The organism is Erwinia sp. PsM31, from assembly GCF_030433775.1.
Lineage (GTDB): Bacteria > Pseudomonadota > Gammaproteobacteria > Enterobacterales > Enterobacteriaceae > Erwinia > Erwinia aeris.
In genome coordinates this window covers 75,687-100,731 of the sequence record NZ_JARUWZ010000007.1, presented here as the reverse complement: position 1 = coordinate 100,731, position 25,045 = coordinate 75,687, and the positions used below count along the sequence as shown (strand labels likewise).

General features: G+C 55.2%; 27 protein-coding genes. 12 read left to right on the top strand and 15 right to left on the bottom strand.

What is annotated here, in order from left to right; all coding sequences use genetic code 11:
* Positions 1–7: 7 nt before the first annotated feature.
* Positions 8–1,627: a peptide ABC transporter substrate-binding protein gene (locus QCD69_RS08260; RefSeq protein ID WP_301251669.1), complete on the bottom strand. Its 1,620-nt coding sequence runs from the start codon at positions 1,625–1,627 to the stop codon at positions 8–10.
* A 166-nt stretch (positions 1,628–1,793) separates the two neighbouring features.
* Between QCD69_RS08260 and mpaA the strand changes: the two genes are divergently transcribed.
* A complete protein-coding gene (mpaA, locus tag QCD69_RS08255; RefSeq protein WP_125287670.1) occupies positions 1,794–2,501 on the top strand; it encodes a murein tripeptide amidase MpaA in 708 nt (235 codons plus the stop codon).
* On the opposite strand, the gene ycjG is transcribed toward mpaA, so the two are convergent.
* On the bottom strand, positions 2,481–3,461 hold the full coding sequence (gene ycjG / locus QCD69_RS08250) for an L-Ala-D/L-Glu epimerase (RefSeq protein ID WP_253453917.1): 981 nt from the start codon (positions 3,459–3,461) through the stop codon (positions 2,481–2,483). The two genes, mpaA and ycjG, sit on opposite strands and share 21 nt — an antisense overlap.
* Before the next feature lie 158 nt (positions 3,462–3,619).
* Between ycjG and tpx the strand changes: the two genes are divergently transcribed.
* Positions 3,620–4,123 (top strand): thiol peroxidase, encoded by a 504-nt coding sequence (gene tpx / locus QCD69_RS08245; protein WP_253453915.1) that lies wholly within the window; start codon positions 3,620–3,622, stop codon positions 4,121–4,123.
* A gap of 33 nt (positions 4,124–4,156) precedes the next feature.
* On the opposite strand, the gene QCD69_RS08240 is transcribed toward tpx, so the two are convergent.
* From QCD69_RS08240 to pspA, 8 genes are all read right to left on the bottom strand, one after another.
* Positions 4,157–4,864 (bottom strand): LuxR family transcriptional regulator, encoded by a 708-nt coding sequence (locus QCD69_RS08240; RefSeq protein WP_301251668.1) that lies wholly within the window; start codon positions 4,862–4,864, stop codon positions 4,157–4,159.
* 56 nt (positions 4,865–4,920) lie between these two features.
* The gene (gene tyrR, locus QCD69_RS08235; RefSeq protein WP_301251667.1) at positions 4,921–6,489 is read right to left on the bottom strand and encodes a transcriptional regulator TyrR; all 1,569 of its coding nucleotides are present in this window, start codon (positions 6,487–6,489) and stop codon (positions 4,921–4,923) included.
* Positions 6,490–6,580: 91 nt separating this feature from the next.
* The gene (locus tag QCD69_RS08230) at positions 6,581–7,618 is read right to left on the bottom strand and encodes a YcjF family protein (protein ID WP_301251666.1); all 1,038 of its coding nucleotides are present in this window, start codon (positions 7,616–7,618) and stop codon (positions 6,581–6,583) included.
* Positions 7,615–9,012: a YcjX family protein gene (locus tag QCD69_RS08225; RefSeq protein WP_301251665.1), complete on the bottom strand. Its 1,398-nt coding sequence runs from the start codon at positions 9,010–9,012 to the stop codon at positions 7,615–7,617. The genes QCD69_RS08230 and QCD69_RS08225 overlap by 4 nt, the downstream gene beginning before the upstream one ends.
* Before the next feature lie 49 nt (positions 9,013–9,061).
* Entirely contained in the window at positions 9,062–9,286 is a 225-nt protein-coding gene (gene pspD, locus QCD69_RS08220) for a phage shock protein PspD (RefSeq protein WP_253453899.1), read from the bottom strand.
* Positions 9,287–9,302: 16 nt separating this feature from the next.
* Complete coding sequence (pspC, locus tag QCD69_RS08215) at positions 9,303–9,644, bottom strand: envelope stress response membrane protein PspC (RefSeq protein ID WP_253453896.1); 342 nt, start codon at positions 9,642–9,644, stop codon at positions 9,303–9,305.
* Positions 9,641–9,868 carry an envelope stress response membrane protein PspB gene (gene pspB, locus QCD69_RS08210; protein WP_253453894.1) on the bottom strand — a complete coding sequence of 76 codons (228 nt, stop codon included), beginning with the start codon at positions 9,866–9,868 and terminating at the stop codon, positions 9,641–9,643. The genes pspC and pspB overlap by 4 nt, the downstream gene beginning before the upstream one ends.
* Positions 9,869–9,922: 54 nt before the next feature.
* Positions 9,923–10,588, bottom strand: a complete 666-nt coding sequence (pspA, locus tag QCD69_RS08205; RefSeq protein ID WP_253453892.1) for a phage shock protein PspA — start codon at positions 10,586–10,588, stop codon at positions 9,923–9,925.
* 154 nt (positions 10,589–10,742) lie between these two features.
* On the opposite strand from pspA, the gene pspF reads away from it, so the two are divergent.
* Entirely contained in the window at positions 10,743–11,735 is a 993-nt protein-coding gene (pspF, locus tag QCD69_RS08200) for a phage shock protein operon transcriptional activator (RefSeq protein ID WP_301251663.1), read from the top strand.
* Between the two features lie 6 nt (positions 11,736–11,741).
* On the opposite strand, the gene QCD69_RS08195 is transcribed toward pspF, so the two are convergent.
* Complete coding sequence (locus tag QCD69_RS08195; protein ID WP_253453888.1) at positions 11,742–12,263, bottom strand: O-acetyl-ADP-ribose deacetylase; 522 nt, start codon at positions 12,261–12,263, stop codon at positions 11,742–11,744.
* A 461-nt stretch (positions 12,264–12,724) separates the two neighbouring features.
* Between QCD69_RS08195 and sapA the strand changes: the two genes are divergently transcribed.
* The 3 genes from sapA to QCD69_RS08180 all read left to right on the top strand — a co-directional run bounded on the left by sapA (position 12,725) and on the right by QCD69_RS08180 (position 15,874).
* Positions 12,725–14,347 carry an ABC transporter substrate-binding protein SapA gene (gene sapA, locus QCD69_RS08190; protein WP_301251662.1) on the top strand — a complete coding sequence of 541 codons (1,623 nt, stop codon included), beginning with the start codon at positions 12,725–12,727 and terminating at the stop codon, positions 14,345–14,347.
* Positions 14,344–15,309, top strand: coding sequence for a putrescine export ABC transporter permease SapB (gene sapB / locus QCD69_RS08185; protein ID WP_125287685.1), 966 nt, complete (start codon positions 14,344–14,346; stop codon positions 15,307–15,309). Before sapA ends, sapB begins: the two co-directional genes overlap by 4 nt.
* A 346-nt stretch (positions 15,310–15,655) precedes the next feature.
* Positions 15,656–15,874: a hypothetical protein gene (locus tag QCD69_RS08180; protein WP_301251660.1), complete on the top strand. Its 219-nt coding sequence runs from the start codon at positions 15,656–15,658 to the stop codon at positions 15,872–15,874.
* Positions 15,875–15,994: 120 nt separating this feature from the next.
* On the opposite strand, the gene QCD69_RS08175 is transcribed toward QCD69_RS08180, so the two are convergent.
* Complete coding sequence (locus tag QCD69_RS08175; RefSeq protein WP_301251658.1) at positions 15,995–16,312, bottom strand: hypothetical protein; 318 nt, start codon at positions 16,310–16,312, stop codon at positions 15,995–15,997.
* 365 nt (positions 16,313–16,677) lie between these two features.
* On the opposite strand from QCD69_RS08175, the gene QCD69_RS08170 reads away from it, so the two are divergent.
* Positions 16,678–17,670 carry a hypothetical protein gene (locus QCD69_RS08170; RefSeq protein WP_301251656.1) on the top strand — a complete coding sequence of 331 codons (993 nt, stop codon included), beginning with the start codon at positions 16,678–16,680 and terminating at the stop codon, positions 17,668–17,670.
* A 439-nt stretch (positions 17,671–18,109) separates the two neighbouring features.
* Here the strand turns inward: QCD69_RS08170 and QCD69_RS08165 are convergent, their stop codons facing one another.
* Both QCD69_RS08165 and QCD69_RS22875 read right to left on the bottom strand, forming a co-directional pair.
* Positions 18,110–18,241 (bottom strand): antiterminator Q family protein, encoded by a 132-nt coding sequence (locus QCD69_RS08165; protein WP_301251721.1) that lies wholly within the window; start codon positions 18,239–18,241, stop codon positions 18,110–18,112.
* Positions 18,242–18,277: 36 nt separating this feature from the next.
* On the bottom strand, positions 18,278–18,622 hold the full coding sequence (locus tag QCD69_RS22875) for a DNA methyltransferase (RefSeq protein ID WP_367317860.1): 345 nt from the start codon (positions 18,620–18,622) through the stop codon (positions 18,278–18,280).
* Between the two features lie 480 nt (positions 18,623–19,102).
* Between QCD69_RS22875 and sapC the strand changes: the two genes are divergently transcribed.
* The 4 genes from sapC (at position 19,103) to QCD69_RS08145 (ending at position 23,118) form a co-directional block, all read left to right on the top strand.
* A complete protein-coding gene (sapC, locus tag QCD69_RS08160) occupies positions 19,103–19,993 on the top strand; it encodes a putrescine export ABC transporter permease SapC (RefSeq protein WP_253453884.1) in 891 nt (296 codons plus the stop codon).
* Positions 19,993–20,985: a putrescine export ABC transporter ATP-binding protein SapD gene (gene sapD / locus QCD69_RS08155; RefSeq protein ID WP_253453882.1), complete on the top strand. Its 993-nt coding sequence runs from the start codon at positions 19,993–19,995 to the stop codon at positions 20,983–20,985. The genes sapC and sapD overlap by 1 nt, the downstream gene beginning before the upstream one ends.
* A complete protein-coding gene (gene sapF / locus QCD69_RS08150) occupies positions 20,985–21,791 on the top strand; it encodes a putrescine export ABC transporter ATP-binding protein SapF (RefSeq protein ID WP_253453880.1) in 807 nt (268 codons plus the stop codon). Before sapD ends, sapF begins: the two co-directional genes overlap by 1 nt.
* A gap of 190 nt (positions 21,792–21,981) precedes the next feature.
* Positions 21,982–23,118: a CMD domain-containing protein gene (locus QCD69_RS08145; RefSeq protein ID WP_253453878.1), complete on the top strand. Its 1,137-nt coding sequence runs from the start codon at positions 21,982–21,984 to the stop codon at positions 23,116–23,118.
* A 12-nt stretch (positions 23,119–23,130) separates the two neighbouring features.
* On the opposite strand, the gene QCD69_RS08140 is transcribed toward QCD69_RS08145, so the two are convergent.
* Positions 23,131–24,030, bottom strand: a complete 900-nt coding sequence (locus QCD69_RS08140) for a LysR family transcriptional regulator (protein ID WP_253453876.1) — start codon at positions 24,028–24,030, stop codon at positions 23,131–23,133.
* Between the two features lie 747 nt (positions 24,031–24,777).
* Between QCD69_RS08140 and QCD69_RS08135 the strand changes: the two genes are divergently transcribed.
* A complete protein-coding gene (locus tag QCD69_RS08135; RefSeq protein WP_301251719.1) occupies positions 24,778–24,975 on the top strand; it encodes a YkvA family protein in 198 nt (65 codons plus the stop codon).
* The last annotated feature ends 70 nt before the right edge of the window (positions 24,976–25,045 follow it).

The window sequence follows — 25,045 nt, the reverse complement described above, 5'->3', positions numbered from 1 at the left end:
CGCGTACTTAGTTATGCTTAACGATATAAAGCATCCGGCTGTACGCCACATCCTCCGGATTCGTTATCGGATAACCTTTGACCCAGGGCTTGATCAGGCGGCCGTTAGAGAGTTGATAAAGAGGCGCGATGGGCACCAGATCCGCGAGGATTTGTTCCGCCCGATTGTAATTCTCATTACGGATCCCGGCATTGGTTTCCCGGCTCGCTTTGGTCAGCAAGTCGTCATAGGCCGTATCTTTAAAGCGCGAAATATTGCCGCTGTGGCTGGCGGTCAGCAGACTCAGGAAAGAGGAAGGCTCATTATAGTCGCCTACCCAGGAAGCGCGGATCACATCGAAACTGCCGCTATTGCGGCTGTCGATATAGGTTTTCCACTCCTGATTCTGTAGCTTCACGTTAACGCCCAGGTTTTTCTTCCACATAGACGCGACGGCGATGGCGACCTTCTGATTGTTTTCAGAGCTGTTATACAGCAGCGTCAGGCTGAGCGGGTGCGTCGGCCCATAGCCCGCCGCCGCCAGCAGCGTTTTAGCCTGAGCGTCCAGCTCTGCCTGAGAATGCTGCTGCAGGAAGCCCGGCTGCGGCTTAAAGCCGTTGGTAACGTCCGGCGTAAAATGCCAGGCGGGTTTCTCGCCGGTGCCCAGCACTTTTTCCGCAATAATACGGCGATCGATACTCCACGAAAGCGCTTTGCGCACGCGCACATCCGCCGTCGGCCCTTTCTGCGTGTTAAAAGCGTAGTAATAAGTGCCCAGCTGATCCGGCGTATACACCTCGTCAGGGATCTGCTTTTTCAGCAGGCCATACATGTTTTTAGGAAAAGATTCGGTAATATCGATATCACCCGCGCGATAGCGTTTGGTCGCGCTTGACTCCTCGTTGATGGGCACGAAAGTCACTTTATTAATGACGCTATGCGCGTTATCCCAATAGCGATCGTTGCGCACCAGCACCAGCTTTTCATTTACCACCCTTTCCTGCAATTTATAGGCGCCGTTGCCTGTCAGCCTGTCGGGCTGCGTCCAGGCAGAGCCCTGCTGCTCCACTACTTTTTGCGGCACCGGATAGAGGCTGAAGTTAGCGGTCAGGCTGACGAAGTAAGGCACGGGCTTGTCCAGCGTCACTTTCAGCCGATGGTCGTCCAGCGCGCTAACCCCCAGCTTATCGGGCGTCATCTCGCCTTTGGTGATAGCGGCGGCGTTAGCGATCCCGGCCAGATCGGCAAACCAGGCGAAGGTGGAGGCGGTTTTCGGGTCGACCAGCCGCCGCCAGCTGTAAACAAAATCGCTGGCGGTCACGGGATCGCCATTCGACCAGCGGGCATCCTTACGCAGCGTGAAAATCCAGGTTTTATTGTCGGTGGTTTGCCACTGGGTCGCCACGCCCGGCACGCTTTCGCCCTGCGCGTTTTGATTGGTCAATCCTTCAAAGAGATCGCGGATAACCTGGATTTCCGGCAGCCCTACCGCCTTAGCGGGATCGAGCGAGGCGGGTTCGTCTTTGATATGCCGAACGATTTCCTGGCGGGCGGCCAGTTCGGTGCCGGCCGGCACCTCTGCGGCGCAGAGAGAAGCGCTGACGCTCAGGGCCAGCAGCGTCAGCGTAAAACGAAAAGCGTTCCTCATCAGGATACCTCAGTCAGGGCAACGGAATTTAGAGGGAACTTTAGCGCAACTGATTGTGATAATTACAGCATTTTCCGGCTCGTCAGTTCACAACACGTAAAACATCCTCCTTTGAGTACGCCGAGTCTGCTATAAAAAGCTTTTAGACAAATCCTCTGGAGTCACTATGCCTCAGAATCATCCACGGCCCCGGCGCGGCAAGCTGGAGGCCGATCGCCTGCGCTATGGCAGCAGCGTGCTGGGCGCCCCCCTGCTCTGGTTTCCCGCGCCGAATGCGGATGATGCCAGCGGGCTGATCCTGGCCGGGACACACGGCGACGAAACGGCGGCGGTGATCACCCTTTCCTGCGCCATGCGCACGCTGCACGAAAGGCATCGTCGCCATCACGTGGTGCTGGCGGTTAATCCCGACGGCTGCCAGCTTGGCCTACGGGCAAACGCGCGCGGCGTGGATTTGAACCGTAATTTTCCTGCGGCTAACTGGCAGCCGGGCGAGACAGTTTATCGCTGGAACAGCGCGGCGAATGAACGAGACGTGACGCTTTCCACAGGGGAAAGCGCCGGATCAGAACCGGAAACGCAGGCGCTGTGTGCGCTGATCCATCAGCTCAAACCGGCGTGGGTGGTGAGCTTTCATGAGCCGCTGGCCTGTATTGAGGATCCGCTCGACAGCGAGGCGGGCCGCTGGCTGGCCGAAAAGATGGGGCTGCCGCTGGTCACGTCTGTCGGCTACGCCACGCCAGGCTCGTTCGGCAGCTGGTGCGCCGATTTGGGGCTGCCGGTGATCACCGCCGAGCTGCCGCCCGTTTCGGCAGACGAGGCCAGCGAAAAATATCTGACCGCGCTGGTCGAGCTACTGAGTAAGACTTTCTGAAAGCGCGATTCTGCCGCAGCGGAACGGCAAGGCGGTCACGTCCTGCGCCAGCCAGGTAGGCCCGTCCAGATCGACAAAACGGGCCGTGCCGGCCAGCGGCAGCGCGGCGCGAATGGCTCTGGAGGTGCAAAGCATACAGCCCAGCATCACCTCCAGCCCGGCCGTTTTGGCGGCGGCGGCCAGCGCCAGCGCCTCGGTCAGCCCGCCCGTTTTATCCAGCTTGATGTTAATCATTTCATAACGTCCCGCCAGCTGAGGCAGGCTTTCGCGGGTGTGGCAGCTTTCATCGGCGCAGATCGGCAGCGGATGGATAAAGTTGGCCAGCAGCGCATCGTCCGCCGCCGGTAAGGGCTGCTCAAGCATCACCACGCCCAGATCCGCCAGCAGCTGACAGCGCGCCGCCAGGCCTTCGCTGTGCCAGGACTCATTGGCATCGACGATCAGCGTGGCGTCCGGCACGGCGGTGCGGATAGCCACCAGCCTTTCCGTGATCAGCGCGTTGTCCATTTTGATTTTCAACACCTTCGCGCCGTTCTGCCACAGCGCCAGCGCGCCGCTGGCCATGACTTCCGGCGAGTCGATACTGATGGTCTGAGCCATTTCCACCACATCGGGACGCACAACATGAGTCATCCGCCACAGATCGCTGTTTGCCCTGCGGGTTTCCAGATCCCACAGCGCGGAGTCGATAGCATTACGCGCCGCGCCAGCGGGTAACGCCTGCTGTAGCTGCTCACGCGTCATGCCCTGCTCCAGATCTTTGGTCAGCGCCGTGATTTGCGCCTGCACTGAAGCCGCCGTTTCACCATAGCGCGCATAGGGCGTGGCTTCGCCGGTGCCGACGATCCCCTCTTCCTCCAGTTCCACCACCAGCACGTCCGCTTCGTTGCGGCCGCCGCGTGCGATAACAAAAGGCGCGCGCAACGGCCAGGTTTCCGGCCAGACTTTGACACTTCTCATTAAAGGTTCCTTTTGGCAGAGCAATGATTCTTTCCACACCATAGCCATTCCACGGGGATTTTGACAATAAAGCGGGAAATGTTGTGTTTAGCGCTGTTGGAGTTTAGCCCCATAGCTTACACTCAGACATTCGTTTACCGCGTTAATAAGGAAAAGTTATGACTCAGACCGTACATTTTCAGGGCAATCCGGTCGCCGTGGCAGGCGAGCTGCCGACGCCGGGCCAGACCGCGAAACCATTTACGCTGGTAGCTAAAGATTTTTCTGATGTTTCGCTCTCGCACTATGCGGGCAAGCGCAAGGTGCTGAATATTTTCCCGAGCGTGGATACCGGCGTTTGCGCCGCCTCGGTGCGTAAATTTAATGAGCTTGCCGGAAAGGTAGAAAACACGGTAGTGCTGTGCATTTCTTCCGATCTGCCATTTGCCCAGTCGCGTTTTTGCGGCGCGGAAGGCCTGAATAACGTGGTTACGCTTTCCACCCTGCGTGGTGAGACGTTTAAAGAAGAGTATGGCGTGGCGCTTAACGACGGCGCGCTAAGAGGACTGACGGCGCGTGCCGTCGTCGTGCTGGACGAGCAGGATAAGGTGCTGCATAGCCAGCTGGTCGATGAAATCGCCACCGAGCCGGATTATGACGCCGCGCTGGCCGTGCTGAAGTAATTCGCCGGGCCGGTCACCGACCGGCCTCTTTTATTACTGCACCGGCTTTACCAGCTTAAGCTCCACGCCCAAACAAACTGCCTGCCTGGCATTATTCACACCCAGCTTTTTCACTATATTCGCCATATGAAATTTAACCGTGGTAGTTTTGATGCCCAGTATTAATCCGGTTTCCTCATAGGTCTTACCCACGCTCGCCCAGTAAAGGATCGCATTTTCTCTTGTGGTGAAAAGCGTGGCTGACGCTGGCTCGCTCTGAGACGATAAAGCCAGGGAAAGATATTTTTCGTGTACGGCAGCCAAAAATAAATTCAGCTGGCTCTGGTGAAACTGAACCAGATGGAGAATGTCTTCGGATACGTCTTTATTAATAAGTAGCGAAAGCATCGCCAGATTATTATTGTAATCATGAAGAACGAAGGTATAGCCTCCGCTGATAGTGTGCTGCGCCGCTTTGGCCAGCAGATCGCTGCCGTGATGATAATTTTCCACCCTGATTTGCTCATTCCATGCAAATGGCGTCAGTCGTTTTAAGGCGGTAATGACGACCGGATCGGTGCATTGCAAATTATTTTCATAATAGTGTTTCACCCACTCTTCAGGGTAAGTTGTGGCATAGAAAGAGAGCAACATGCTCTTTTTTTCCATGACCACGTAAGCCCAGGTGAAATCGCCAATCTTTTTTAATTCTGCTGCAATTTCATTTTCGATAACGGTACGAATAGGGTCGTTACTCTCCATCAGCATATCCTTCCCTGTCTGTGAGTAAAAAGCAGAGCCAGCGCTCTGCTTTTTTGCTATTTCCCTTCGCTGTCCGCTTTTTTACTCAGCCCATATTCCCTCAGCTTGTTGGCGATAGCGGTATGCGAGACGCCAAGCCGTTTCGCCAGCTTGCGCGTGCTGGGATAAGAGAGATAAAGTTTGGTCAGCACCGAACGCTCGAAGCGGCTGGTGATGTCGTCCAGCGATCCTTCCATTGCCTCTTCGCCAAGCTGAATATCCATCGAAAACTCCGGCAGAACGATATCCTGCGGCCGCAGCTCATAACCTTCCAGCTGGGTCAGCGCCCGATAAAGCGCGTTTTTCAGCTGGCGGACGTTGCCGGGCCAGGTATAGCGGCTAAGGAAGGCATTAAGCGGAGGAGAAAGCTTGGGTCTGGCGACGCCCTGCTCGTCGGCGAAACGCGCAACAAACATTTCCGTCAGCGGCAAAATATCCTGAGGGCGATCGCGCAGCGGCGGCAGGTTCAGCGTCAGCACGTTCAGTCGATAAAAGAGATCTTCGCGAAACTCGCCGCGCTGCACCATTTCCGTCAGGTTTTTCTGCGTGGCGCAGATTACCCGCACGTCTACGTGCACTTCATGCTCTTCGCCTACGCGGCGGAAAGTGCCGTCGTTAAGAAAACGCAGCAGCTTGGTTTGCATTCTTGGCGACATCTCGCCTATCTCGTCCAGCAGCACCGAGCCGCCGTTGGCCTGCTCAAAAAAGCCCTTTTTGCCTTCCAGCGCGTTGGGATAGGCGCCGGCGGCATGACCAAACAGCTCGCTTTCCGCCACGTCGTCCGGCAGCGAGGCGCAGTTCAGCGCCAGGAAAGGTTTTTTACCGCGCGCGCTGCGCAGATGGCAGGCGCGTGCCAGCATATCTTTGCCGGTGCCGGTATCGCCTACAATCAGCAGCGGCGCATCCAGCATCGCCAGCTTGCGCGCCTGGTCCACGACCTGACGCATTTTTGGCGTAACCGCCACGATATGCTGGAACTCGCTGTCGTCGTTAACCGCCAGGTTCTGTAGCTGTTGGCCCATTCGGGCGGTGGATTTAAGCATAACTACCGCGCCAGCTGGCCGGTCTGCCTGTTCGTGCTCGCCTGCGGTAAAAATAGGCGTGATTTCCATCAGAAAGTCGCGGCCCTGCAATACCACATGATGCGCCTGCGGCTCAATGCGCTCGTTTTCCAGCCAGCGCTGAAAATTAAAGCCGCCAATTAGCGCGCCTGCGCCGTAGTTACGCATTTTCTCTTCATTAAGCGAAAACAGCGCCTGAGCTGCCGGGTTCGCCAGCTCAATTTTGCTTTTCATATCGATGGAAAACACCGGCTCCGGCAGCGCAATCAGCAGCGCGCTCAGCGCCCGATGCTCGCGTTCGGACGGCAAAAACGCCACCGTGCGCACGTCGGTGACGCTGGGAATACGACGGATTTCCGCCATCAGCTGGCTGAACTGCTCGAAGGGCACAGCTGAAAAGTTAAGATAGATGCGGCCGATTGAGGCAATCTCGATGCCGCGCAGGTCGATGTTCCTTTCAACCAGCAGATCGAGCAGTTCGCGGGTCAGACCAAGTCGGTCGTGGCAAAAGACTTCCAGACGCATGTATAAACCTTTATCAATTCCGGGCGGACATTAATAATACCCCATTGCCGCAGGGGTCAGAAGCGTTCTGGAAGGAAAAGTTGACAGTTGCCTACTTCTGCAACGTCTCTTTCAATTTCACCACCAGGTCGCGGCGGAAATCGCCCAGCCTCGGCTTGTCGCCTTCCAGCCAGGGCAGCGGACGGCACAGCTCCATCGTCTTGATGCCCAGCCGCGCGGTGAGCAGGCCTGCACCGATGCCCTGCGCGGCGCGAGCGGAGAAGCGCGCGGCAATGTCCTGCGACATCCAGTCCATACCCACTTCCCGCACCAGCTCGGAAGCGCCAGCGAACGCAATGTTTAACAGCACCAGCCGGAACAGACGAATGCGGCTGAAATAGCCCAGCTCGATGCCGTACAGCGCGGCGATGCGGTTAACCAGCCGCAGGTTGCGCCAGGCGATAAACGCCATATCCACCAGCGCCAGCGGGCTGACGGCGATCATCAGCGTTGATTCGGCGGCGCTGCGGCCGATTTCGCGTCGCGCCTGGCTATCCAGCATCGGCTGCACTATCTGTGCATAGAGCGCCACGACTTCGCGATCGTTATGCGTTTCGTGCAGCGAGGCATGCCAGCGTTGCAGCGCAGGGTTAGTGCGATCCAGCCCGGCCTGGCGCGCCAGCCTTTCACAAAACTCGCGCCCTTTGCCCATGCTCTGGCTGTTTAACAGCTCGCGACCGATATCTCGCTCTTCGGCCCGCTCGCGCAGCCGGTAAAGCCGTCGCCACTCGCCTACCAGGGAACCGGCGCCGGCCACGACGATCAGTCCGCCCGCCGCGTAGCCTCCCAGGGCGATCCAGTCCTGCGCCTGCCAGGCCTGATAAGTCCACTGCACGCCCTGCGCCGCCACGCTCAGGCCAAACAGCGCCAGGCCGGTTTTTACCAGCGTGCGCCACAGGCTACGTTTAGGCCGCAGCGCCGCCTCGACCGCCTTTTCACCCGCGTCTTCCTCTTCCACATGCGCTTCCGGCTCCGCAGCGATAAAGCTCGCCTCCTGCGGGGTAAAATGTCTGGCGGATTTTATAGCGGCATCTTTTTCCGCGGTCAGCGGCTGCGCAAAGTCGATACGCGGTTTAAGCGGTGCGTTCATCGCAGTTTATCTCCCAGTAAAAATTCCAGCGCCGCGTCCAGACGGATATGCGGCAAAGGCCTGTCTGCGTCCAGCTGCTGCGGCCTGAACTGTTCAAAATGAAACCCCTGCTGCTGCCAGAATGCGTTGCCCGGCAGGCGCGGCGGCACCTCGCCCGGATAGACGGTTAGCGGTTCGTTGTCGGTCAGCCGGTGACCGCGCAGCGCCGGTATCTTTTCGCCCTGATGATCGACAAGCCCGCTTTGCGTAGCCTGCACCGACGCCAGGCCCAGGCACTCCATATCGATACCCTCAAAAGCAGCATTCTGCCACGCATCCTGTACCAGCTGCTGCAACAGCGACACCAGGTTGGCGTGCTGATCGCTGGTAACGTGATCGGATTTGGTGGCGGCAAACAGGAGCTTATCGATTACCGGCGAGAAAAGGCGGCGGAACAGCGTGCGCTGGCCGTAGGAAAAGCTTTGCATCAGCTGCGTCAGCGCCAGCCGCATATCGTTAAACGCCTGTGGCCCGCTGTTAAGCGGCTGCAAACAGTCCACCAGCACGATTTGGCGGTCAAAGCGCAGGAAGTGGTTTTTGTAGAAGTCTTTAACCACGTGCTGGCAATAGTAGTTATAGCGCGCGCGCAGCATCCCGATATTACTGTTGGCATCCGCCTGCGCCAGCCTGGAGGCGTCCGCCTCTTCCGCCTGCGGCCAGGGGAAAAACTGTAAGGCTGGCGCGCCGGCCATATCGCCCGGCAGCACAAAGCGGCCAGGCTGGATAAAGTGCAGCCCTTCCCGTTTACACTTATGCAGGTAGTCTGTCCACGCCGCCGCGATTGCCGCCAGCCGGTTTTCATCCGCAGGCGCAAACGGATCCAGATCGGCGCAAAGCTTGCGCCATGGCGCTGACCAGCTGGCGCGATCGCCATTCAACAGACCCGTCATCTGTCGCGACCAGCCAGGATAGTCCTGCGCCAGCATGGGCAGATCCAGCAGCCATTCGCCGGGGTAGTCGACAATTTCAAGATAAAGCGTGGAGGCATCTTTAAAATGGCGCAGCAAAGATTCCTGCGAGCGATAGCGCAGCGCCAGACGCATTTCGCTGACCCCGCGCGTCGGCGTCGGCCAGGCGGGTGGCTCGCCATACAGCTGCGCCAGGCCTTCATCATAGGTAAAGCGCTGAATACCCATATCGCGCTGTGGCACGCGCTTAACGCCCAGCAGTCGGCCTTCTCGCGCAGCGGAAAACATCGGCAGACGCGCGTCGGCGTTGACGTTAAGCAATTGATTGACCAGCGAGGTGATAAAAGCCGTTTTGCCGCTGCGGCTCAGGCCGGTGACGGCGAGGCGCAAATGACGATCTGCGCCCCGGTTCATTAATGAAAGCAGTTCTGTCTGAAGTCGTTTCATTGGTCCATATCCTTAAGGCCGACGGCTCAGAATAGCATAGCCGCGACGTTCAGGGTTTGTTCCAGCGCGCCGTTGCGCCCCGCAGCGCGCGGCGGATAAGCGGCTCCAGCGCCCAGGCTAACAATATTTTCAGCGGCCGACGCGCGACGGATTTCACCGCCCAGCCGGTCAGGCCAGCCGGGCCGTAGCTTAACGCGCCCAGCAGCACGAACTTACCGGCCTTTTTCAGCGTGGGCGCGGCGTTGCGGTGTAAAGCAGATTGCCAGTTACGCATGGTGTTCTCCGGGCGCCTACAGCTGACGGAATCGGCTGCGCACGCTAAAGGTTTCAGAAGTGACGTAGCGTTCTATATCGCGTACGCCTGGCTCTCCGCCGCGCAGCTCCGCCTCCAGCTGGTCTAAAAGCATATGTGCCGTCGGGGCGTTTTCCTCCGCGCTTTGCGGCTTCTCGTCCAGCACAAAGGCCAGCAGAAAATAGGCGATCAGCGTGAGCATAAACAGACCAAAGATCATCGACAGCACGACGATAACCCGCACCAGCCGTACCGGGATATCCAGATAGTCGGCAATCCCGGCGCAGACGCCTTTTACCTTGCCGCGCGCGGGAATGCGGTAAAGTTTCCTGCTGCTCATGGCTGCCTCCAGTTAGGGTGCTCGGCGTCGAGGATCTCCTCCAGCGCCTTGATACGTTCGCGCATCCTGCGGGCATCCTGAGTCAGCTGCTGCAGCCTTTGTAGCTCGCCTTGCGACAGTGTGGCATCACTGTTTTGACGCTTGCTGTAGTGCAGCCATAGCCAGATGGGGGCCACAAACAGCATAAATATCGTCAGCGGGATCGCCAGAAATAACGCGCTCATTCATTCTCCTTGAATTGATATGCCGGGCATTCCGGGGAATGCCACCGGCAAAGATTATTCGCTACGGTTCATTTTTGCCTTCAGCGCCGCCAGCTGCTCAGAGATGGCATCGTCGGCCTGAAGATCGGCGAATTCCTGATCCAGCGTTTTCTTTTTGCCAAAGCTGTGGCTTTCCGCCTCGGCTTCCATATGGTCGATGCGGCGCTCAAAGGATTCAAAACGAGCCATCGCCTCGTCAATTTTACCGCTGTCCAGCTGGCGACGCACGTCGCGGGAAGAAGAAGCGGCCTGATGACGCAGCGTCAACGCCTGCTGACGAGCGCGCGTTTCGCTCAGCTTTTTCTCCAGCTCGCCGATTTCGCCCTTCATACGGGTCAGCGTTTCTTCAACCTGTTCGGCTTCGCGCGTCAGCGAGGCGGTCAGATCGTTCAGTCTTTGTTTCTCAATCAGCGCGGCGCGGGCCAGGTCGTCTTTATCTTTACGCAGCGCCAGCTCCGCTTTCTCCTGCCACTCGGCCTGCTGGATCTCCGCCTGTTCAATGCGGCGCTGCAGCTGCTTTTTCTCTGCCAGCGCGCGGGCTGAAGTGGAACGCACTTCCACCAGCGTATCTTCCATTTCCTGAATCATCAGGCGCACCAGCTTTTGCGGATCCTCTGCTTTTTCCAGCAGCGAATTGATGTTGGCGTTTACGATGTCGGCAAAGCGAGAAAAAATACCCATAATCTTCATCCTCTTAAATTGTTTTGGCGTTACGGGTATTACTATTCAAATCGCGTGCCAACTTTTATCTTATTGATTTTCCTTAATTACGCCGGTTTACAGCCGCGCCTTGTTTCTCTAAAGTGGCGTAATTAACCAATACCTGGTGAAAAAAATGGAAAAAGAAACGCTGCTTGGCGAGTCGAATAACTTTCTGGAGGTGCTGGAGCAGGTTTCACGTCTGGCACCGCTGAATAAGCCGGTGCTGGTTATCGGCGAGCGCGGTACCGGCAAAGAGCTGATCGCCAGCCGGCTGCACTATCTTTCCGAGCGCTGGCAGGGCCCTTTTATTTCATTAAACTGTGCGGCGCTGAACGAGAATCTGCTGGATTCCGAGCTTTTCGGCCACGAAGCCGGCGCGTTTACCGGCGCGCAGAAGCGTCATCTGGGTCGGTTCGAGCGCGCCGACGGCGGTACGCTGTTTCTGGACGAGCTGGCGACGGCGCCGATGCTGGTACAGGAGAAACTGCTGCGGGTGATTGAATATGGGCAGCTGGAACGCGTCGGCGGCAGTCAGCCTTTGCAGGTCAGCGTGCGGCTGGTCTGCGCCACCAACGCCGATTTGCCGCAGCTGGCCGAAGAGGGAAAATTCCGTGCCGATCTGTTGGACAGGCTTGCTTTTGACGTGGTGCAGCTGCCGCCGCTGCGCGAGCGTCGTAGCGATATCCTGGTGATGGCGGAGCATTTTGCTATTCAGATGTGTCGGGAGCTGGGCCTGGCTTTCTTCCCCGGCTTCTCGCCGGGGGCGCGGCAGGCTCTGCTGGACTATGGCTGGCCGGGCAACGTGCGGGAATTAAAAAACGTGGTGGAACGCTCTGTCTATCGTCACAGCGAAACGGATCAGGAGCTGGATACCATTATTATCAATCCTTTTCAGCGCCTGTACGCCGCCCCCACAGCGCCAGCCGCAGAGCGGCTGCCCACGCTGCCGCTGGATCTCCGCCGCTGGCAGCATCAGCAGGAAAGGGATCTACTGCAAAAGAGTTTAAAGCAGGCGCTCTACAACCAGCGCCGCGCGGCGGATTTGCTGGGTGTCACCTATCACCAGCTACGCGCAATGATGAAAAAGCACAACGTGGAAATCGGCGCTGAAGACGGCGAGCTATAGGCAATTTTAGCCGCGCTGCTGGAGCAAATTGTGCCAGATAGCGTAACTCTCCTGCTCAAAGCAGACGATATTGACCTGTTCTACCGCCTCGTGCAGCCTGGCGGAGATCGCTTCAAAGGCAATTTCTGCCGCCAGCGTTTTGGGGAAACGATAGATGCCGGTGCTGATATTAGGAAATGAAACGGATTTAATTTTATGCTCGTCAATCAGGTCGAAGCAGCGGTGATAAGCGCTACGTAACAGGTCAGGCTCGCCGTTTTGCCCGCCGTTCCACACCGGCCCTACGGTATGGATAACGTAACGGGCAGGCAGGTTGCCCGCTCCCGTTATTACGGCATCGCCTTCTTTACAGCCGCCCTGTCGCGCGCGGATCGCCCTGCACTCTTCCAGAATCGATTTTCCCCCGGCGCGATGTATCGCGCCATCCACGCCGCCGCCGCCCAGCAGCGACGAGTTAGCCGCGTTGACCATCGCCTCTACGGGGATTTGCGTAATATCACCCTGTAATAATTTGATTTTATCAGACATAAGCGCCTCCTTTTAGCTACCAGTATAGTCGGCCGTGGCCTCTCTTTCACCGCGGCACGATCGTAGACCGCCGCAAAATGCGCAAAAAAAAGCCCGCGCAGGGCGGGCTAAAAATACTGGAAGCAATGTGAGCAATGTCGTGCCCTTCTCCGGTAGAGCCACCGTTGAAGCGCAGAAGAATAATAATCATTCTCATACATAGCTGTAAAGTATTTATTGAGAATAATTCTCATTACCACACTAAGATCGGGCGTATTTCGCCAACCTGACCTTGCTCGCTGCCAGAAAACGCCTGACGTTTTTGACCAACGCTTCGCGACCTTTTATCAATAACAAAGGAGCATCAACCCCAAAGCACACAACGGCCCGCGTATGAAAAAACGTCAGTTGTCCCCGCAAACTTTGGGGGAGCACCAAGAGTGCGGTACACTGTGAGAATTGCCTGATATTTCAGATGACCTATGCGCAAACTACTCTGCACTTTTCTTGTCGGCCTTAGCCTGTTCAGCGCTATGGTTGCCGCCGCTCCGCCGGAAGACATCCGTCAGAGCGGTTTTGTCTATTGCGTGAACGGCGCGGCGACCACCTTTAATCCGCAGCTGGTCAGCGGCGGGCTGGTGGTTGATACGCTGGCTGCGCAGCTTTACGATCGCCTGCTGGATGTCGACCCCTACACCTATCGTCTGATCCCGGAACTGGCGGCAAGCTGGGAGACGCTGGATAACGGCGCGACCTACCGCTTTCATCTGCGGCACAACGTGCCTTTTCAGAAAACGGCATGGTTCACCCCTGGCCGACCTATGAACGCGGACGACGTGGTGTTCAGCTTTCAGCGTATTTTCGACCGCAAATCCGCCTGGCATGGCGTTAACGGCGGCAGTTATCCCTATTTCGACAGCCTGCAGTTCGCCGACAGCGTCGCCAGCGTGAAAAAGCTGAGCAGCGACACGGTCGAGATCCGGCTGAACGCACCGGACGCTTCCTTTTTGTGGCACCTGGCGACCCACTATGCGCCGGTGCTTTCGGCGGAATATGCCGCGCAGTTGAGTAAAGTCGATCGGCAGGAGCAGCTGGATCGCCAGCCTGTCGGCACCGGGCCGTTTAAGCTTAGCGAATACCGCACCGGCCAGTATATCCGCCTCGCCCGCCATGCTAATTACTGGAAAGGCATGCCGCGCATGCCGATGGTGGTGATTGATATGGGCGCGGGCGGCACCGGACGCCTTTCCAAACTCCTGACCGGCGAATGCGACGTGCTGGCCTATCCTGCCGCCAGCCAGATTTCAGTGCTGCGCGACGATCCGCGCCTGCGGCTGACGCTGCGGCCCGGTATGAATATCGCCTATCTGGCGTTTAACACGCGCAAAGCGCCGCTGGATCGCGCCGAGGTGCGTCAGGCGCTGGCGCTGGCAATTAATAATGAGCGGCTGATGGAGTCCGTTTACTACGGCACGGCGGAAACGGCGGCTTCTATTTTGCCACGTGCTTCCTGGGCTTATGATAACAACGCGCGCGTCACCGAATACAATCCGCAAAAATCACGTGAGATGCTCAAGGCGCTGGGCGTGGAAGATCTCCAGCTGACGCTGTGGGTACCGGCCACCTCGCAGGCCTGGAACCCCAGCCCGTTGAAAACCGCCGAGCTGATCCAGGCCGATCTGGCGCAGGTTGGCGTTACGGTAAAAATTGTGCCCGTCGAGGGACGCTTTCAGGAAGCGCGCCTGATGGAGATGAATCACGATCTGACGCTAACGGGCTGGGCTACCGACAGTAACGATCCCGACAGCTTTTTCCGCCCGCTGTTAAGCTGCGCCGCTATCGGCTCGCAGACCAATTTTGCGCACTGGTGCGACGCCGCTTTTGACGAGACGCTACAAAAAGCACTGCTCTCGCAACAGCTGGCGTCGCGCATCGAGTACTACGGCAAGGCGCAGGCTATGCTGGCGCAGTCGCTGCCGGTGCTGCCGCTGGCCTACTCGCTGCGGCTTCAGGCCTATCGCCATGATATTCACGGCCTGGTGCTCAGCCCGTTCGGCAATGCCTCTTTTGCCGGCGTTTATCGCGACCCAAGGACGAAGCCATGATTATCTATACGCTGAGAAGGCTGGTGCTGTGGCTGGTGACGCTGTTTCTGCTGACGGTGGTCGGTTTCAGCCTGAGTTACTTTACGCCCCACGCGCCGCTACAGGGCGCTTCGTTTAGTGATGCAATCCTGTTCTGGTATCAGGGGCTGATGCAGTTTGACTTCGGCGTATCCAGCATTAACGGCGAGCCGGTTTCCCTGCAGCTGTTAGAAGTCTTCCCCGCTACGCTTGAGCTGTGCATTCTTGCTTTCGTGCTGGCGATGGCCGTTGGCATCCCGTTCGGCATTGCCGCCGGCGTGATGCGCAACCGCTGGCAGGATAAAGCGATCAGCGCGCTGGCGCTGCTGGGCTTTTCAATGCCCGTGTTCTGGCTGGCGCTGCTGCTGACGCTGTTTTTCTCGCTGGATCTGGGCTGGCTGCCGGTTTCTGGCCGCGTCGATCTGCTTTATCCCATGAAAAACATCACCGGTTTTGCGCTGATTGACGCCTGGCTGAGCGATTCGCCCTGGCGGCACGAGATGTTGAAAAGCGTGCTGCTGCACCTGATATTGCCGGTAACAGCGCTGGCCGTAGCGCCTACTACGGAAGTGGTGCGTCTGCTGCGTATCAGCACGCGCGAAGTGATGGAGCAAAACTATATTAAAGCCGCCGCCACTCGCGGTCTTTCACGGCTGACCATTATCCGCCGTCACGTGCTGCATAATGCGCTGCCGCCGGTTGTGCCTCGCCTGGGACTGCAATTTTCTACCATGCTGACGCTGGCGATGATCACTGAAGTGGTGTTCAGCTGGCCAGGTCTGGGACGCTGGCTGGTGGACGCCATCAGGCAGCAGGACTACGCGGCGATTTCCGCAGGCGTAATGATGGTTGGCGGTCTGGTGATTACCGTCAATGTGCTGGCCGATATTCTGGGCGCGCTGACAACGCCGCTGAAGCATAAGGAATGGTATGCCCTCCGATAGGGCGTTGGTTTATTAAAACTTTAGGCTTTCAATTCAATGAGATATTAAATTTCACTGCATTTAAAGCCCTTAAAAACATGCTTTCATGTACACATTAATGAAAGTGTGTTTTACCTTTAGTTAACGCACCTAAATTAACTGTGTGCGGTGCAACGTAGGGCGTTATAATCTATCGTCGGCTATCGGCTTTTTTGCCGTTACGCACGAGCTGGCGCGGCATAGTGCAGTGCTGGACGGGTAGCGTGAGTGGCATGGAGGTATTTGACATTATTTAATCTTCTGATAGTTATAAAATTACCACCTGTCAGTTATTTAAGGATTTCTACAATTACATGGAGATAATAAAATGCAAGAGGCACATCAAGGCTCACCAATAAGCTTGCTAATAATGCTGGTAGTATATTCCTTACTGGCAATACCTTCATTTAAAATTGCCAGAAAAGCTGGCTTTGACTGGAAAATGGGAGTGATGCTGGCTTTTCCAGGATTAAACTTTATAACTTATATAATTTTCGCATTCATCAAATGGCCTGTTGAATACATAACAGATCCATTAAAGAAATAGCGGGTGTTGATAAAATCTATTATGCAAGTGTCCCATTAAACTAGTTAAGTAATCCCGCTTTTACTGGCCTGGCTCCAGAGTCGCCGCCTGGCGTTGATATCGGCGACTTTGGCTACATGTTTATTCGGCATTCTCCCGATCCTTAGCAAACCGCGTGCTGTTACCAGGGGCTATTATCCGCGTAGCGTTACGAAATTCATGCGACGTAAGCAACTTGCCTGTGGCGACTGTAGGAACTGTTTTATCACGCACCATAGTTGATACGATAATGACACTCATCCAGCGCCAGGCAGGCCAGCAACGGTCGTCTGCTGCCGCTTTTTTGCAAAAAAATAAAACGATAGTCATTATAAATCGTTTTTTAAACAACATATATTTTTGCCCTTTAGTACTTAAAAAAGCACCAATAAATCTACTCTCAGGCCAGGTATTCTTCAAATATTTCAATTAGTTATTTGTTGTTCATGCATATTTCAATAAAATAAGTTAACAACAATATTAAAACCGCAAAAGGATATTTCCAAAGAAAATCAAATGATAACAAAAAAACTGCCCGCCATCATATATTAAACCGACCAAGAATTAATGCGCAAGCGTATCCCGGCACGTCTGCCACAGGGCTAAAAGCAAAAAAATGCCAAAGCCAGCTTTTGATGATTAACAACACATGCCGTATTAACCACTTCTGGCAGGCTGTAACACCTTTTGCGTAACGCAGTAGAATTACTTATATTACCTACAGATTTTTCAAAGGCGATGGCGTTGCCACGCCTGTAGCAATCACTTAGAGGGAGCAAGGAAGCATGGCACGTAATGTCACCCCTGGATATTGTGTAGTTGAGAGGCCTGGAAATCTTGATTTTCAGGCGCGTGAATTGTTCAGAAATGTCCGCTCTCCGGCAGCAAGCCTGTTTATGAAGCTAAACGCCGGTACTCAATGGTTGAAACCTGGTCAGATTTTGATTGTAGCCGACCCGGAATCTCCTTTGACTAATCAGATGTTGCAGCCTTTGCAACAGGCGCGGCAAAAGACCAGTGACGCTGTTGCGGCCGTCAGTGTTGAAGAGGCAAAATTCATGCAAAAACACTATGGTATGATTGCAGGTCTGACCTATGCCGGTGATAAAATTTTCGGCACGGTTGGCGATGCGGGAGAAAAATATTTTTCTCAAATAGAGCAAACGCTGAAAAAAATCGAGGCCAGTTACCAGAATCAGTTCAGGACGCAGGGAACGCTAATCAGCCAGCAGTTTTTTGTCGAGCGTAATCAGTTGCTGAATCAGTTAAAGGAGCTGGTCAACAAGCCGCTATTAAAATCCCTTGCCCGACATACCGTGAAATTCCGGCAGTATGAAAATATGAAGCGGGCTTTGAATCTCTCCAGCCGTTCAATTGTGCATGAATGGTCAACTGTGGGTATGAGTGGTATTCCGGGTTATTCTTACTATGTTGGTAATGCGGCCAGAGCGGCAAAATTCCTTAAATATGGCGGCTATATAGGTATTGGATTCTCCTTTGCCGGAACCACTAATGATGTGGTTGATGCCTGTACTAAAGGGCGTGAAGGTGAATGTAGTAAAATAGCTTTTAAAAAATACAGTAAATTTACCAGCGGTACATTTGCTGGTATGACTGGAGGTACTCTGGGCGCATCTGCCGGTATCGGCGTTTGCGTTGCAGTAGGCGTTGTCACCGCGGGCGCCGGAGGTGTAGCTTGCGCCGCTGTAGGTTCATTAGTCGGCGGGGCTATTGCAAGTTCGGCAAGCGATCGTCTTATGGATCTTTGGTTAAAATAGCATGAACAATATTCTTTCTTACATCGCCCTTGGATGCGCCATCGTCCCTTTCTTTATTACCGTTCTGCAATTTATTATTTTTTCAATGAATAACAAAAAATACAATACTTTGTTATCCATGTATCAAGACAGCAAATTCGAACTACCCCCACTGTATAAATTCTACGGATCAATGGGTTTTTTTGGCTCTTTTGGCATGTCTTATTTTTTTTCAAGGCTAAAGAAAGGAAAGGGAATAATTTTTCAACCCAAAGAAAAAATCACTATTTCCAGGTTTTTGAGAGGTATTGATCTAAACCTCATAAAGTGGCTCGATACTTATTATTACCTTTCGATTTCAGCACTGTTTTTGTATGCAACTTTTGTTGTAATGAGTTTATTAAAAATGGTTATTACGCAACTCTAAGAGCCCACATAGTGGGCTGTTTCCTCCATTAAATCAACCGCCCATCTCCAGTTCTACATCCTGCATAGACAGGCATCCGTCTATGCACTCCTCAGCCATTTGAAACCTTATCAGCATTGTGCCCTTTGACAGCTTCAGCTTTTTGCCCAGCGCCCGCTTTGAAATGTCTTTGATACAGGCTTACCCATACCTGCCGCCCTGTCAGCAAACAAGCGCTGCAGCTGCTCGTATTGCTCTCGGTTGGGTAACCGCGGGTCTCAGGACTCGCCAAAATTCATTCAGGAACTCATCCAGCCACGCCAGGTATTCCGACTCGCTCTCCCAATCGTACGCCTTCAGGCGGTAGTACGGCGGGTCGGTGATAATGAGATCGACAGGGTTATCTGGAAGATTTTTAATGAATTGCTGTGAGTCAGCGTTTATAAGCTGAACATTTGTTAACCATCCGGATGAAGTAGCAGCCGAACCTGATATTGCAGTAAGAACGGCTTGTGAATTCTGGCGTATGAAACATGTTAATCCTTGTGGCTTACGGTTATCCCCCAATAAACGTCAGCCTTTTTCACTGTAAGGGCATCCATATTTTTCAGCCTTTCCAGCTTTACCTGATGCCAAGGATCTTAGCGCTGTGTATCGGGTTCAAAGTCGGCTGCACCGCTCCCTTGCCTGTGACAGAGATACAGAAGAATACTCGCCTATGCTAAGCTGTACGGGCTTGCCCTCCCGACAATGACGGTAAAAAAGGTAACAGATCCGGTAATTGAAAGTCGGAGATTGAGGGCTGGTGAATCTGCCGTGATCTCAACCTTATCACGACATTTATAAGGCGATATTGTAAGCGGGGTCATCAGTAAGCACTGTGTATATACCATCCCAAATACGCTTTAGTGGGCACAAAACCCTGGATTGTAGGTAAACCAAGTGAATCAGCGTCACTTTAAAGCACAAATTAATCGCAAGGCCATGATATGAATGTTAAATTCAAAGAAAATCAGACTATATTAAAACGCCTTAAAGTGAAAGATTATGCCCTCCGATAACATTTACGCCGAAAAACGGCTGCCCAGCACTTTCCGCACCACGTGGCGGCTGTTTTATCATGACACCACCGCGATGGTCGGCTTCTACCTGTTTATCGCGCTGCTGCTGCTGTGCCTGTTTGGCCGCCTGCTTGCGCCTTACGGGCTGGCGCAGCAGTTTTTAGGTTATCAGCTGCTGCCGCCCTCGTGGTCGCGCTACGGCGATGTTTCATTTTTTCTCGGCACGGACGATTTGGGCCGCGATCTGCTGAGCCGCCTGCTGAGCGGTGCGGCGCCAACGGTAGGATCGGCTATAGCCATTACCGTACTGGCCTCGCTTTGCGCCATGGTGCTGGGCGTTTTTGCCGGGCTGACCAGAGGATTGCGTTCGGCGGTGATGAACCACATTCTGGATACCTTTCTTTCCATTCCTTCGCTGCTGCTGGCGATCATCGTGGTGGCGTTTTTCGGCCCAGGTTTAAGTCATGCCTGGCTGGCGGTATTCCTGGCGATAATCCCTCGTCTGGTGCGCTCGGTCTATACCGCCGTGCACGACGAACTGGAAAAGGAGTATGTCACCGCCGCCCGTCTGGATGGTGCCTCCAGCATGAATATTCTTCGCTATGCAATTTTCCCCAATATCCTGGCGCTGCTGGTTTCGGAATTTACCCGCGCGCTGTCGATGGCTATCCTGGATATCGCCGCGCTGGGCTTTCTGGATCTGGGCGCGCAGTTGCCTTCTCCCGAATGGGGAGCCATGCTTGGTGATGCGCTGGAGCTGATTTACGTCGCACCCTGGACGGTGATGCTGCCCGGCGCGGCGATAATGCTCAGCGTGCTGATTGTCAATTTGCTGGGCGACGGTATTCGTCGCGCCATCGTTGCGGGAGTTGAATAATGCCGCTGCTCGATATTCGTAATCTGACCATTGAGTTTATGACCGCCGATGGCCCGGTCAAGGCGGTCGATCGCGTCAGTATTACGCTGACCGAAGGGGAAGTTCGCGGCCTGGTGGGCGAATCCGGCTCGGGCAAGAGCCTGATCGCCAAAGCGATCTGCGGCGTGACCAAAGATAACTGGCGGGTTACTGCCGACCGTATGCGCTTTGACGATATCGACCTGCTTAAGCTGTCGCCGCGCGAAAGGCGTAAACTTGTTGGCCATAACGTGTCGATGATTTTTCAGGAGCCGCAGTCCTGCCTGGATCCTTCTGAAAGCGTGGGTAAACAGCTAAAACAGGCTATTCCCCGCTGGACGTGGAAAGGCCGCTGGTACCAGCGTTTCGGCTGGCGGCATCGTCGCGCTATCGAGCTGCTGCACCGCGTGGGCATCAAAGATCATAAAGATATTATGCGCAGTTTTCCCTATGAGTTGACCGAAGGCGAATGCCAGAAAGTGATGATCGCCATTGCGCTGGCCAACCAGCCGCGCCTGCTGATTGCCGATGAACCCACTAACGCAATGGAGCCGACGACGCAGGCGCAGATTTTCCGTCTGCTTTCCCGGCTTAATCAGAACAACAACACCACGATTTTGCTGATCAGCCACGATTTGCAGATGCTGAGCCACTGGGCGAACCGCATCAACGTGATGTACTGCGGCCAGACGGTGGAAACCGCCACCAGCGAAGATTTGATCGTGCAGCCGCACCATCCTTATACGCAGGCGCTAATCAGGGCGATGCCGGATTTTGGGCGCTCGCTGCCGCATAAGAGTCGTCTGAACACCCTGCCCGGCGCGATCCCTTCGCTGGAGCACCTGCCCATTGGCTGCCGTCTGGGGCCGCGCTGCCCTTATGCGCAGAAAAAATGTATCGAAACGCCCCGCCTGGCGGGCGGAAAATCGCACCTGTTCGCCTGTCATTTCCCGCTGAATATGGAGAGTCAGTAATGGTTGAAACGCTGCTGGAGGTGCGCAACCTCAGTAAAACCTACCGTTACCGAACCGGCCTGTTTCGACGTCAGCATGTTGAGGCGGTCAAAGAGGTCAGCTTTACGCTACGTGAAAGACAGACGCTGGCGATCATCGGCGAAAACGGCTCCGGCAAGTCGACGCTGGCGAAAATGCTCAGCGGCATGATTGAGCCGAGCGCGGGCGAAATCCTGATTGACGATCGGCCGCTGCAATATGGCGATTACGGCTACCGCAGCCAGCGTATCCGTATGATCTTTCAGGATCCGTCCACTTCGCTGAATCCACGCCAGCGCATCGGCCAGATCCTGGATTTCCCGCTGCGTCTGAATACCGATCTGACCGCCGAAGCGCGGGAAAAGCGCATTATCGCCACCCTGCGCCAGGTCGGTTTACTGCGCGATCACGCTGCTTATTATCCTCATATGCTGGCGCCGGGACAGAAGCAGCGCGTCGGTCTTGCCCGCGCGTTGATCCTGCAACCTAAGGTCATTGTCGCCGACGAGGCGCTGGCCTCGCTGGATATGTCTATGCGCTCGCAGCTGGTGAATCTGATGCTGGAACTACAGGACAAGCACGGCATCGCCTATATCTATGTGACGCAGCATCTGGGCATGATGAAGCATATCAGCGATCAGGTAATCGTCATGCATCACGGCGAAGTGGTAGAGCGCGGCAGCACCGCAGATGTCCTCGCCTGCCCGCTGCACGATCTGACGAAAAGACTGATTACCAGCCACTTTGGCGAAGCGCTGACGGCGGACGCCTGGCGTAAAGATCGTTAGTCCCGCTCTTTTAAACGCCCGTTCTGCCAGGAATGGGCGAATTTCCAGCCGGTTCCGTTGCTTCTTTCACCATTATGCTTTTCCGCTATTTATTAGCACCGATCGGTCTTTGCCGGTTATTCCGCTTGCGCGAGGATAGGCTTGCCCTCCGGTCCGTACTCAGGGCCAGCCAACTTGAAAAGGAATGACTATGGAACAGCGTCGGCTTAAAAGCCATAGCCACTGGTATCACGAAACCCAGGCCACGCTCGCCAGCCGGGCAGAGCCTCTGGTGCCCGAGGCCGCTGATATTGAAGACCGTTTTTTGCTGGGACTGGCCGCGCTTTGTGAAGGCGGGCTGCGGCAGACGCTACAGGAAGCGCAGCCGGCGCTGCTGGCTTCCAGGGATCTCTACTCGCTGCTGTTTCCTTCGTCGCTGACCGCCTCGCTGACGCATACGCTGACGTTATACGATCGTCTCAGCACCGCACTTACCGTGGCGCAGGTTACCGGCGTTCAGCGCCTGTGTAACCATTACGCCGCACGCCTCAACCCGCTAAGCGGGCCGGACTCTTCACGTGAGAGTAACCGTCGCCTGACGCAAATTACCGAATATGCCCGCCAGCTGGCGATGCAGCCGACGCTGATTGACGAGGCAGCATTGCAGCGGCTGGATGAGGCAGGCCTGACCGCGCCGGATATCATCACCTTTAGCCAGATTATCGGTTTTGTCTGTTATCAGGCGCGAGTGGCGGCTGGCGTGCATGCCCTGCTCGCCCTGCCGGTTCGCTGGATCCCTGGCGTAACCGTTCCGCCAGATGCGGACGAATGCGGCTTTACCGACCAGCATAGCTGGCAGCCCCGGCTGACGCCCGTTGAGCTGCGTTACGCCACGCACAGCCAGCTGGAAGCGCTGACCTTCTGCCAGCCGCAGCAGGCATTAAGCCGCAGCGCCTGGCTGCTGGCGCACGACGGGGATGCCCTGTACGGCTGGGGTCAGCTGATTAAGGTACTGGAAGAGCAAACGACGACGCCGGAAGGCCAGCTTGCCGCCGCTGTAGCCGCACGGATCAACGGCAGTGCAGCCTGCTTTAACCGGTACGCGCCGGAAGCGCTGCGTAGCGCGTTAAAAACAGGCGTTGATGACGCGATCGGAAGCGCCAGCGCCGTCGATCGGGCAGTGATACAGACCGCCGCGCAGCTGACCCGCTCGCCGGAGCGCTTCAGCGCCGCGCATTTACAGCCGCTGAAAGAGGCGGGTTTTTCGCTGCAGAGAATGATGAACGTGATTTTCAGTACGGCGCTGGCAGGCTGGAATAACCGGCTGATGCAGTCGCTGGGGAGTTAGCGTTCGTCGCGGCTAACGTTCGCTAAGCCAGCGGCGTACCTCGTCAAAAAAGTGCTGGGACAGCGGCGTCGCTCTGCCCGGCTCGGCAATAACCACTGCGGCCTGGCGGCTCATCGGCGCAATGGCCAGCGGGCGCGACTGCAATTCCGGCGTCATGGCCGGCAGCAGATGGCCGCGAGGCGAAATCAGGCAGCCCAGCCCTACCTGAACGCCCTGCGCCAGTTGAAACACGGAGGTGGTTTCCAGTATCACCCGCAGATGGATATCGGCTTCCCGAAAGTGGGTATCCAGATAGCGTCGGAAATAGCGCGTCTGCTCCGCCAGACACAGCGGGATCTCTTTTAGTTCGTTCAGGCTCAGCGGCGCTTCGCCCACCAGCTGCGGAAAATGTTCGGGATGGAAAACCACTTCCACGCCGTTGTCTGCCAGCGGTTCGGCCTGGAAATGCAGCTCGCGCAGCGTGACCAGCTCAAAAAAGCCAATGCCGACGTCCACCGTATAGCTGTTCAATGCGTCAAGCAGCTGATCGGCGCTGAGCACCGAGACGCGATAGTTAAGCTGCGGATAACGTTCCTGGATGCCTTTCAGCACCAGCGGCAGCGAGATGCTGCACTGCGGCACCACGCCAATACGTAGCGTGCCCGCAACGCCATGTTTTAACGATTCGACTTCCAGCTTGAGGCCCTGATAGACGGAGACGATTTCCCGCGCCCACGTCAGCACCCTTTCGCCTTCTGGCGTAAAGCCGTCGAAGTTATTGCTGCGGTTGATCAGCGATAGCCCCAGCTCGCGCTCCAGGTTTTTCAGACGCATCGACAGCGTCGGCTGGCTGACGAAGCTCGCCTCCGCCGCACGGCCAAAATGGCGCTCGCGCTCAAGGTTACACAGGTAAATAAGTTGTTTTATATCCATTTTTCTTATTTTTCAGAAGGTTATGTCAGACAGGCTTTATTGACTGGTAAGCAGGCATCCGGGCGCAAAATCAGCCCGGTCGACAGGCATTGCTGACTAAAGAAGATCTTCAGCCAGCGCGCCTGAGATGTCAATTTAAAGAGCCCTAAAGGCTAATGTCGTGCTGCTGAACGTCAATAATGGCTGTTGTCCGCGCTCATTCAGCAAAAGCATTTGTATGCAAGTTTCCCTGATAAAATTCCGTCGGAACAAATTTCAGGCTCAGGTACGTGCCTCCAGCCATTTTATAACATTGGGATTAATTTAGTGTGCCGGGTCAACCGGCTCTGATTATTTGCCTGCATCCCTTACAGGCTTTTTTTACCTTCAGGCCAGATAGCTCGTTAATAATGGATTTTTATTATTGCAGCCCGACAATTGCGGCATTTTTTTTGGTGCGTAATAAAGTTGCCCGGCATCTCTTTACTGAAATGGTTAACGGTAGCTTTAGTTTTACGACAGAAGCCGTACATAAATACCGGGCCGCTCACAAAGAGATAAAGCCCTGAAGAGATATGCCGATGAACAACAGGGTTTAATTTCAGGAGAAAGAGATGGAAAACAAGTTCACCACCGCTAAAGATTTTAACGATGACGGCTTTTGGTAAAAATTGTTAAGTACGTTAAAAAAGCGGGGCATGAAGTCATTGAAAAAGCGCTTTGGTTCTATTTTTCTGCGCAGAGACCAGACACGCCAATTTGGGCAAAATGACGATTTACGCTGCGCTTGCTTATTTCGTTTTGCCGATTGATGCCGTCCCTGATGCTTTGCCCGTTGTTGGCTTTACGGATGACCCTGGTGTCCCGGCTGGGGCGCTGGCTGCTGTGTCGATGTATATCAACGAAGATGTAAAAACCAGGCTACAGAAAAAATGGCAGACTGGTTCGACTAAACGTTATTGCTGATGACTGGTGACGATATCAGCCCAACGAGCACGCCCGAAAGGGCTATCGGCGCTGCATTGGCTGTGGATCA

Coding starts and splice junctions, on each gene's coding strand:
- QCD69_RS08260 (WP_301251669.1), bottom strand. CDS start 1,627: ATGAGGAACGCTTTTCGTTTTACGCTGACGCTGCTGGCCCTGAGCGTC.
- mpaA (WP_125287670.1), top strand. CDS start 1,794: ATGCCTCAGAATCATCCACGGCCCCGGCGCGGCAAGCTGGAGGCCGAT.
- ycjG (WP_253453917.1), bottom strand. CDS start 3,461: ATGAGAAGTGTCAAAGTCTGGCCGGAAACCTGGCCGTTGCGCGCGCCT.
- tpx (WP_253453915.1), top strand. CDS start 3,620: ATGACTCAGACCGTACATTTTCAGGGCAATCCGGTCGCCGTGGCAGGC.
- QCD69_RS08240 (WP_301251668.1), bottom strand. CDS start 4,864: ATGGAGAGTAACGACCCTATTCGTACCGTTATCGAAAATGAAATTGCA.
- tyrR (WP_301251667.1), bottom strand. CDS start 6,489: ATGCGTCTGGAAGTCTTTTGCCACGACCGACTTGGTCTGACCCGCGAA.
- QCD69_RS08230 (WP_301251666.1), bottom strand. CDS start 7,618: ATGAACGCACCGCTTAAACCGCGTATCGACTTTGCGCAGCCGCTGACC.
- QCD69_RS08225 (WP_301251665.1), bottom strand. CDS start 9,012: ATGAAACGACTTCAGACAGAACTGCTTTCATTAATGAACCGGGGCGCA.
- pspD (WP_253453899.1), bottom strand. CDS start 9,286: ATGCGTAACTGGCAATCTGCTTTACACCGCAACGCCGCGCCCACGCTG.
- pspC (WP_253453896.1), bottom strand. CDS start 9,644: ATGAGCAGCAGGAAACTTTACCGCATTCCCGCGCGCGGCAAGGTAAAA.
- pspB (WP_253453894.1), bottom strand. CDS start 9,868: ATGAGCGCGTTATTTCTGGCGATCCCGCTGACGATATTTATGCTGTTT.
- pspA (WP_253453892.1), bottom strand. CDS start 10,588: ATGGGTATTTTTTCTCGCTTTGCCGACATCGTAAACGCCAACATCAAT.
- pspF (WP_301251663.1), top strand. CDS start 10,743: ATGGAAAAAGAAACGCTGCTTGGCGAGTCGAATAACTTTCTGGAGGTG.
- QCD69_RS08195 (WP_253453888.1), bottom strand. CDS start 12,263: ATGTCTGATAAAATCAAATTATTACAGGGTGATATTACGCAAATCCCC.
- sapA (WP_301251662.1), top strand. CDS start 12,725: ATGCGCAAACTACTCTGCACTTTTCTTGTCGGCCTTAGCCTGTTCAGC.
- sapB (WP_125287685.1), top strand. CDS start 14,344: ATGATTATCTATACGCTGAGAAGGCTGGTGCTGTGGCTGGTGACGCTG.
- QCD69_RS08180 (WP_301251660.1), top strand. CDS start 15,656: ATGCAAGAGGCACATCAAGGCTCACCAATAAGCTTGCTAATAATGCTG.
- QCD69_RS08170 (WP_301251656.1), top strand. CDS start 16,678: ATGGCACGTAATGTCACCCCTGGATATTGTGTAGTTGAGAGGCCTGGA.
- sapC (WP_253453884.1), top strand. CDS start 19,103: ATGCCCTCCGATAACATTTACGCCGAAAAACGGCTGCCCAGCACTTTC.
- sapD (WP_253453882.1), top strand. CDS start 19,993: ATGCCGCTGCTCGATATTCGTAATCTGACCATTGAGTTTATGACCGCC.
- sapF (WP_253453880.1), top strand. CDS start 20,985: ATGGTTGAAACGCTGCTGGAGGTGCGCAACCTCAGTAAAACCTACCGT.
- QCD69_RS08145 (WP_253453878.1), top strand. CDS start 21,982: ATGGAACAGCGTCGGCTTAAAAGCCATAGCCACTGGTATCACGAAACC.
- QCD69_RS08140 (WP_253453876.1), bottom strand. CDS start 24,030: ATGGATATAAAACAACTTATTTACCTGTGTAACCTTGAGCGCGAGCGC.
- QCD69_RS08135 (WP_301251719.1), top strand. CDS start 24,778: ATGACGATTTACGCTGCGCTTGCTTATTTCGTTTTGCCGATTGATGCC.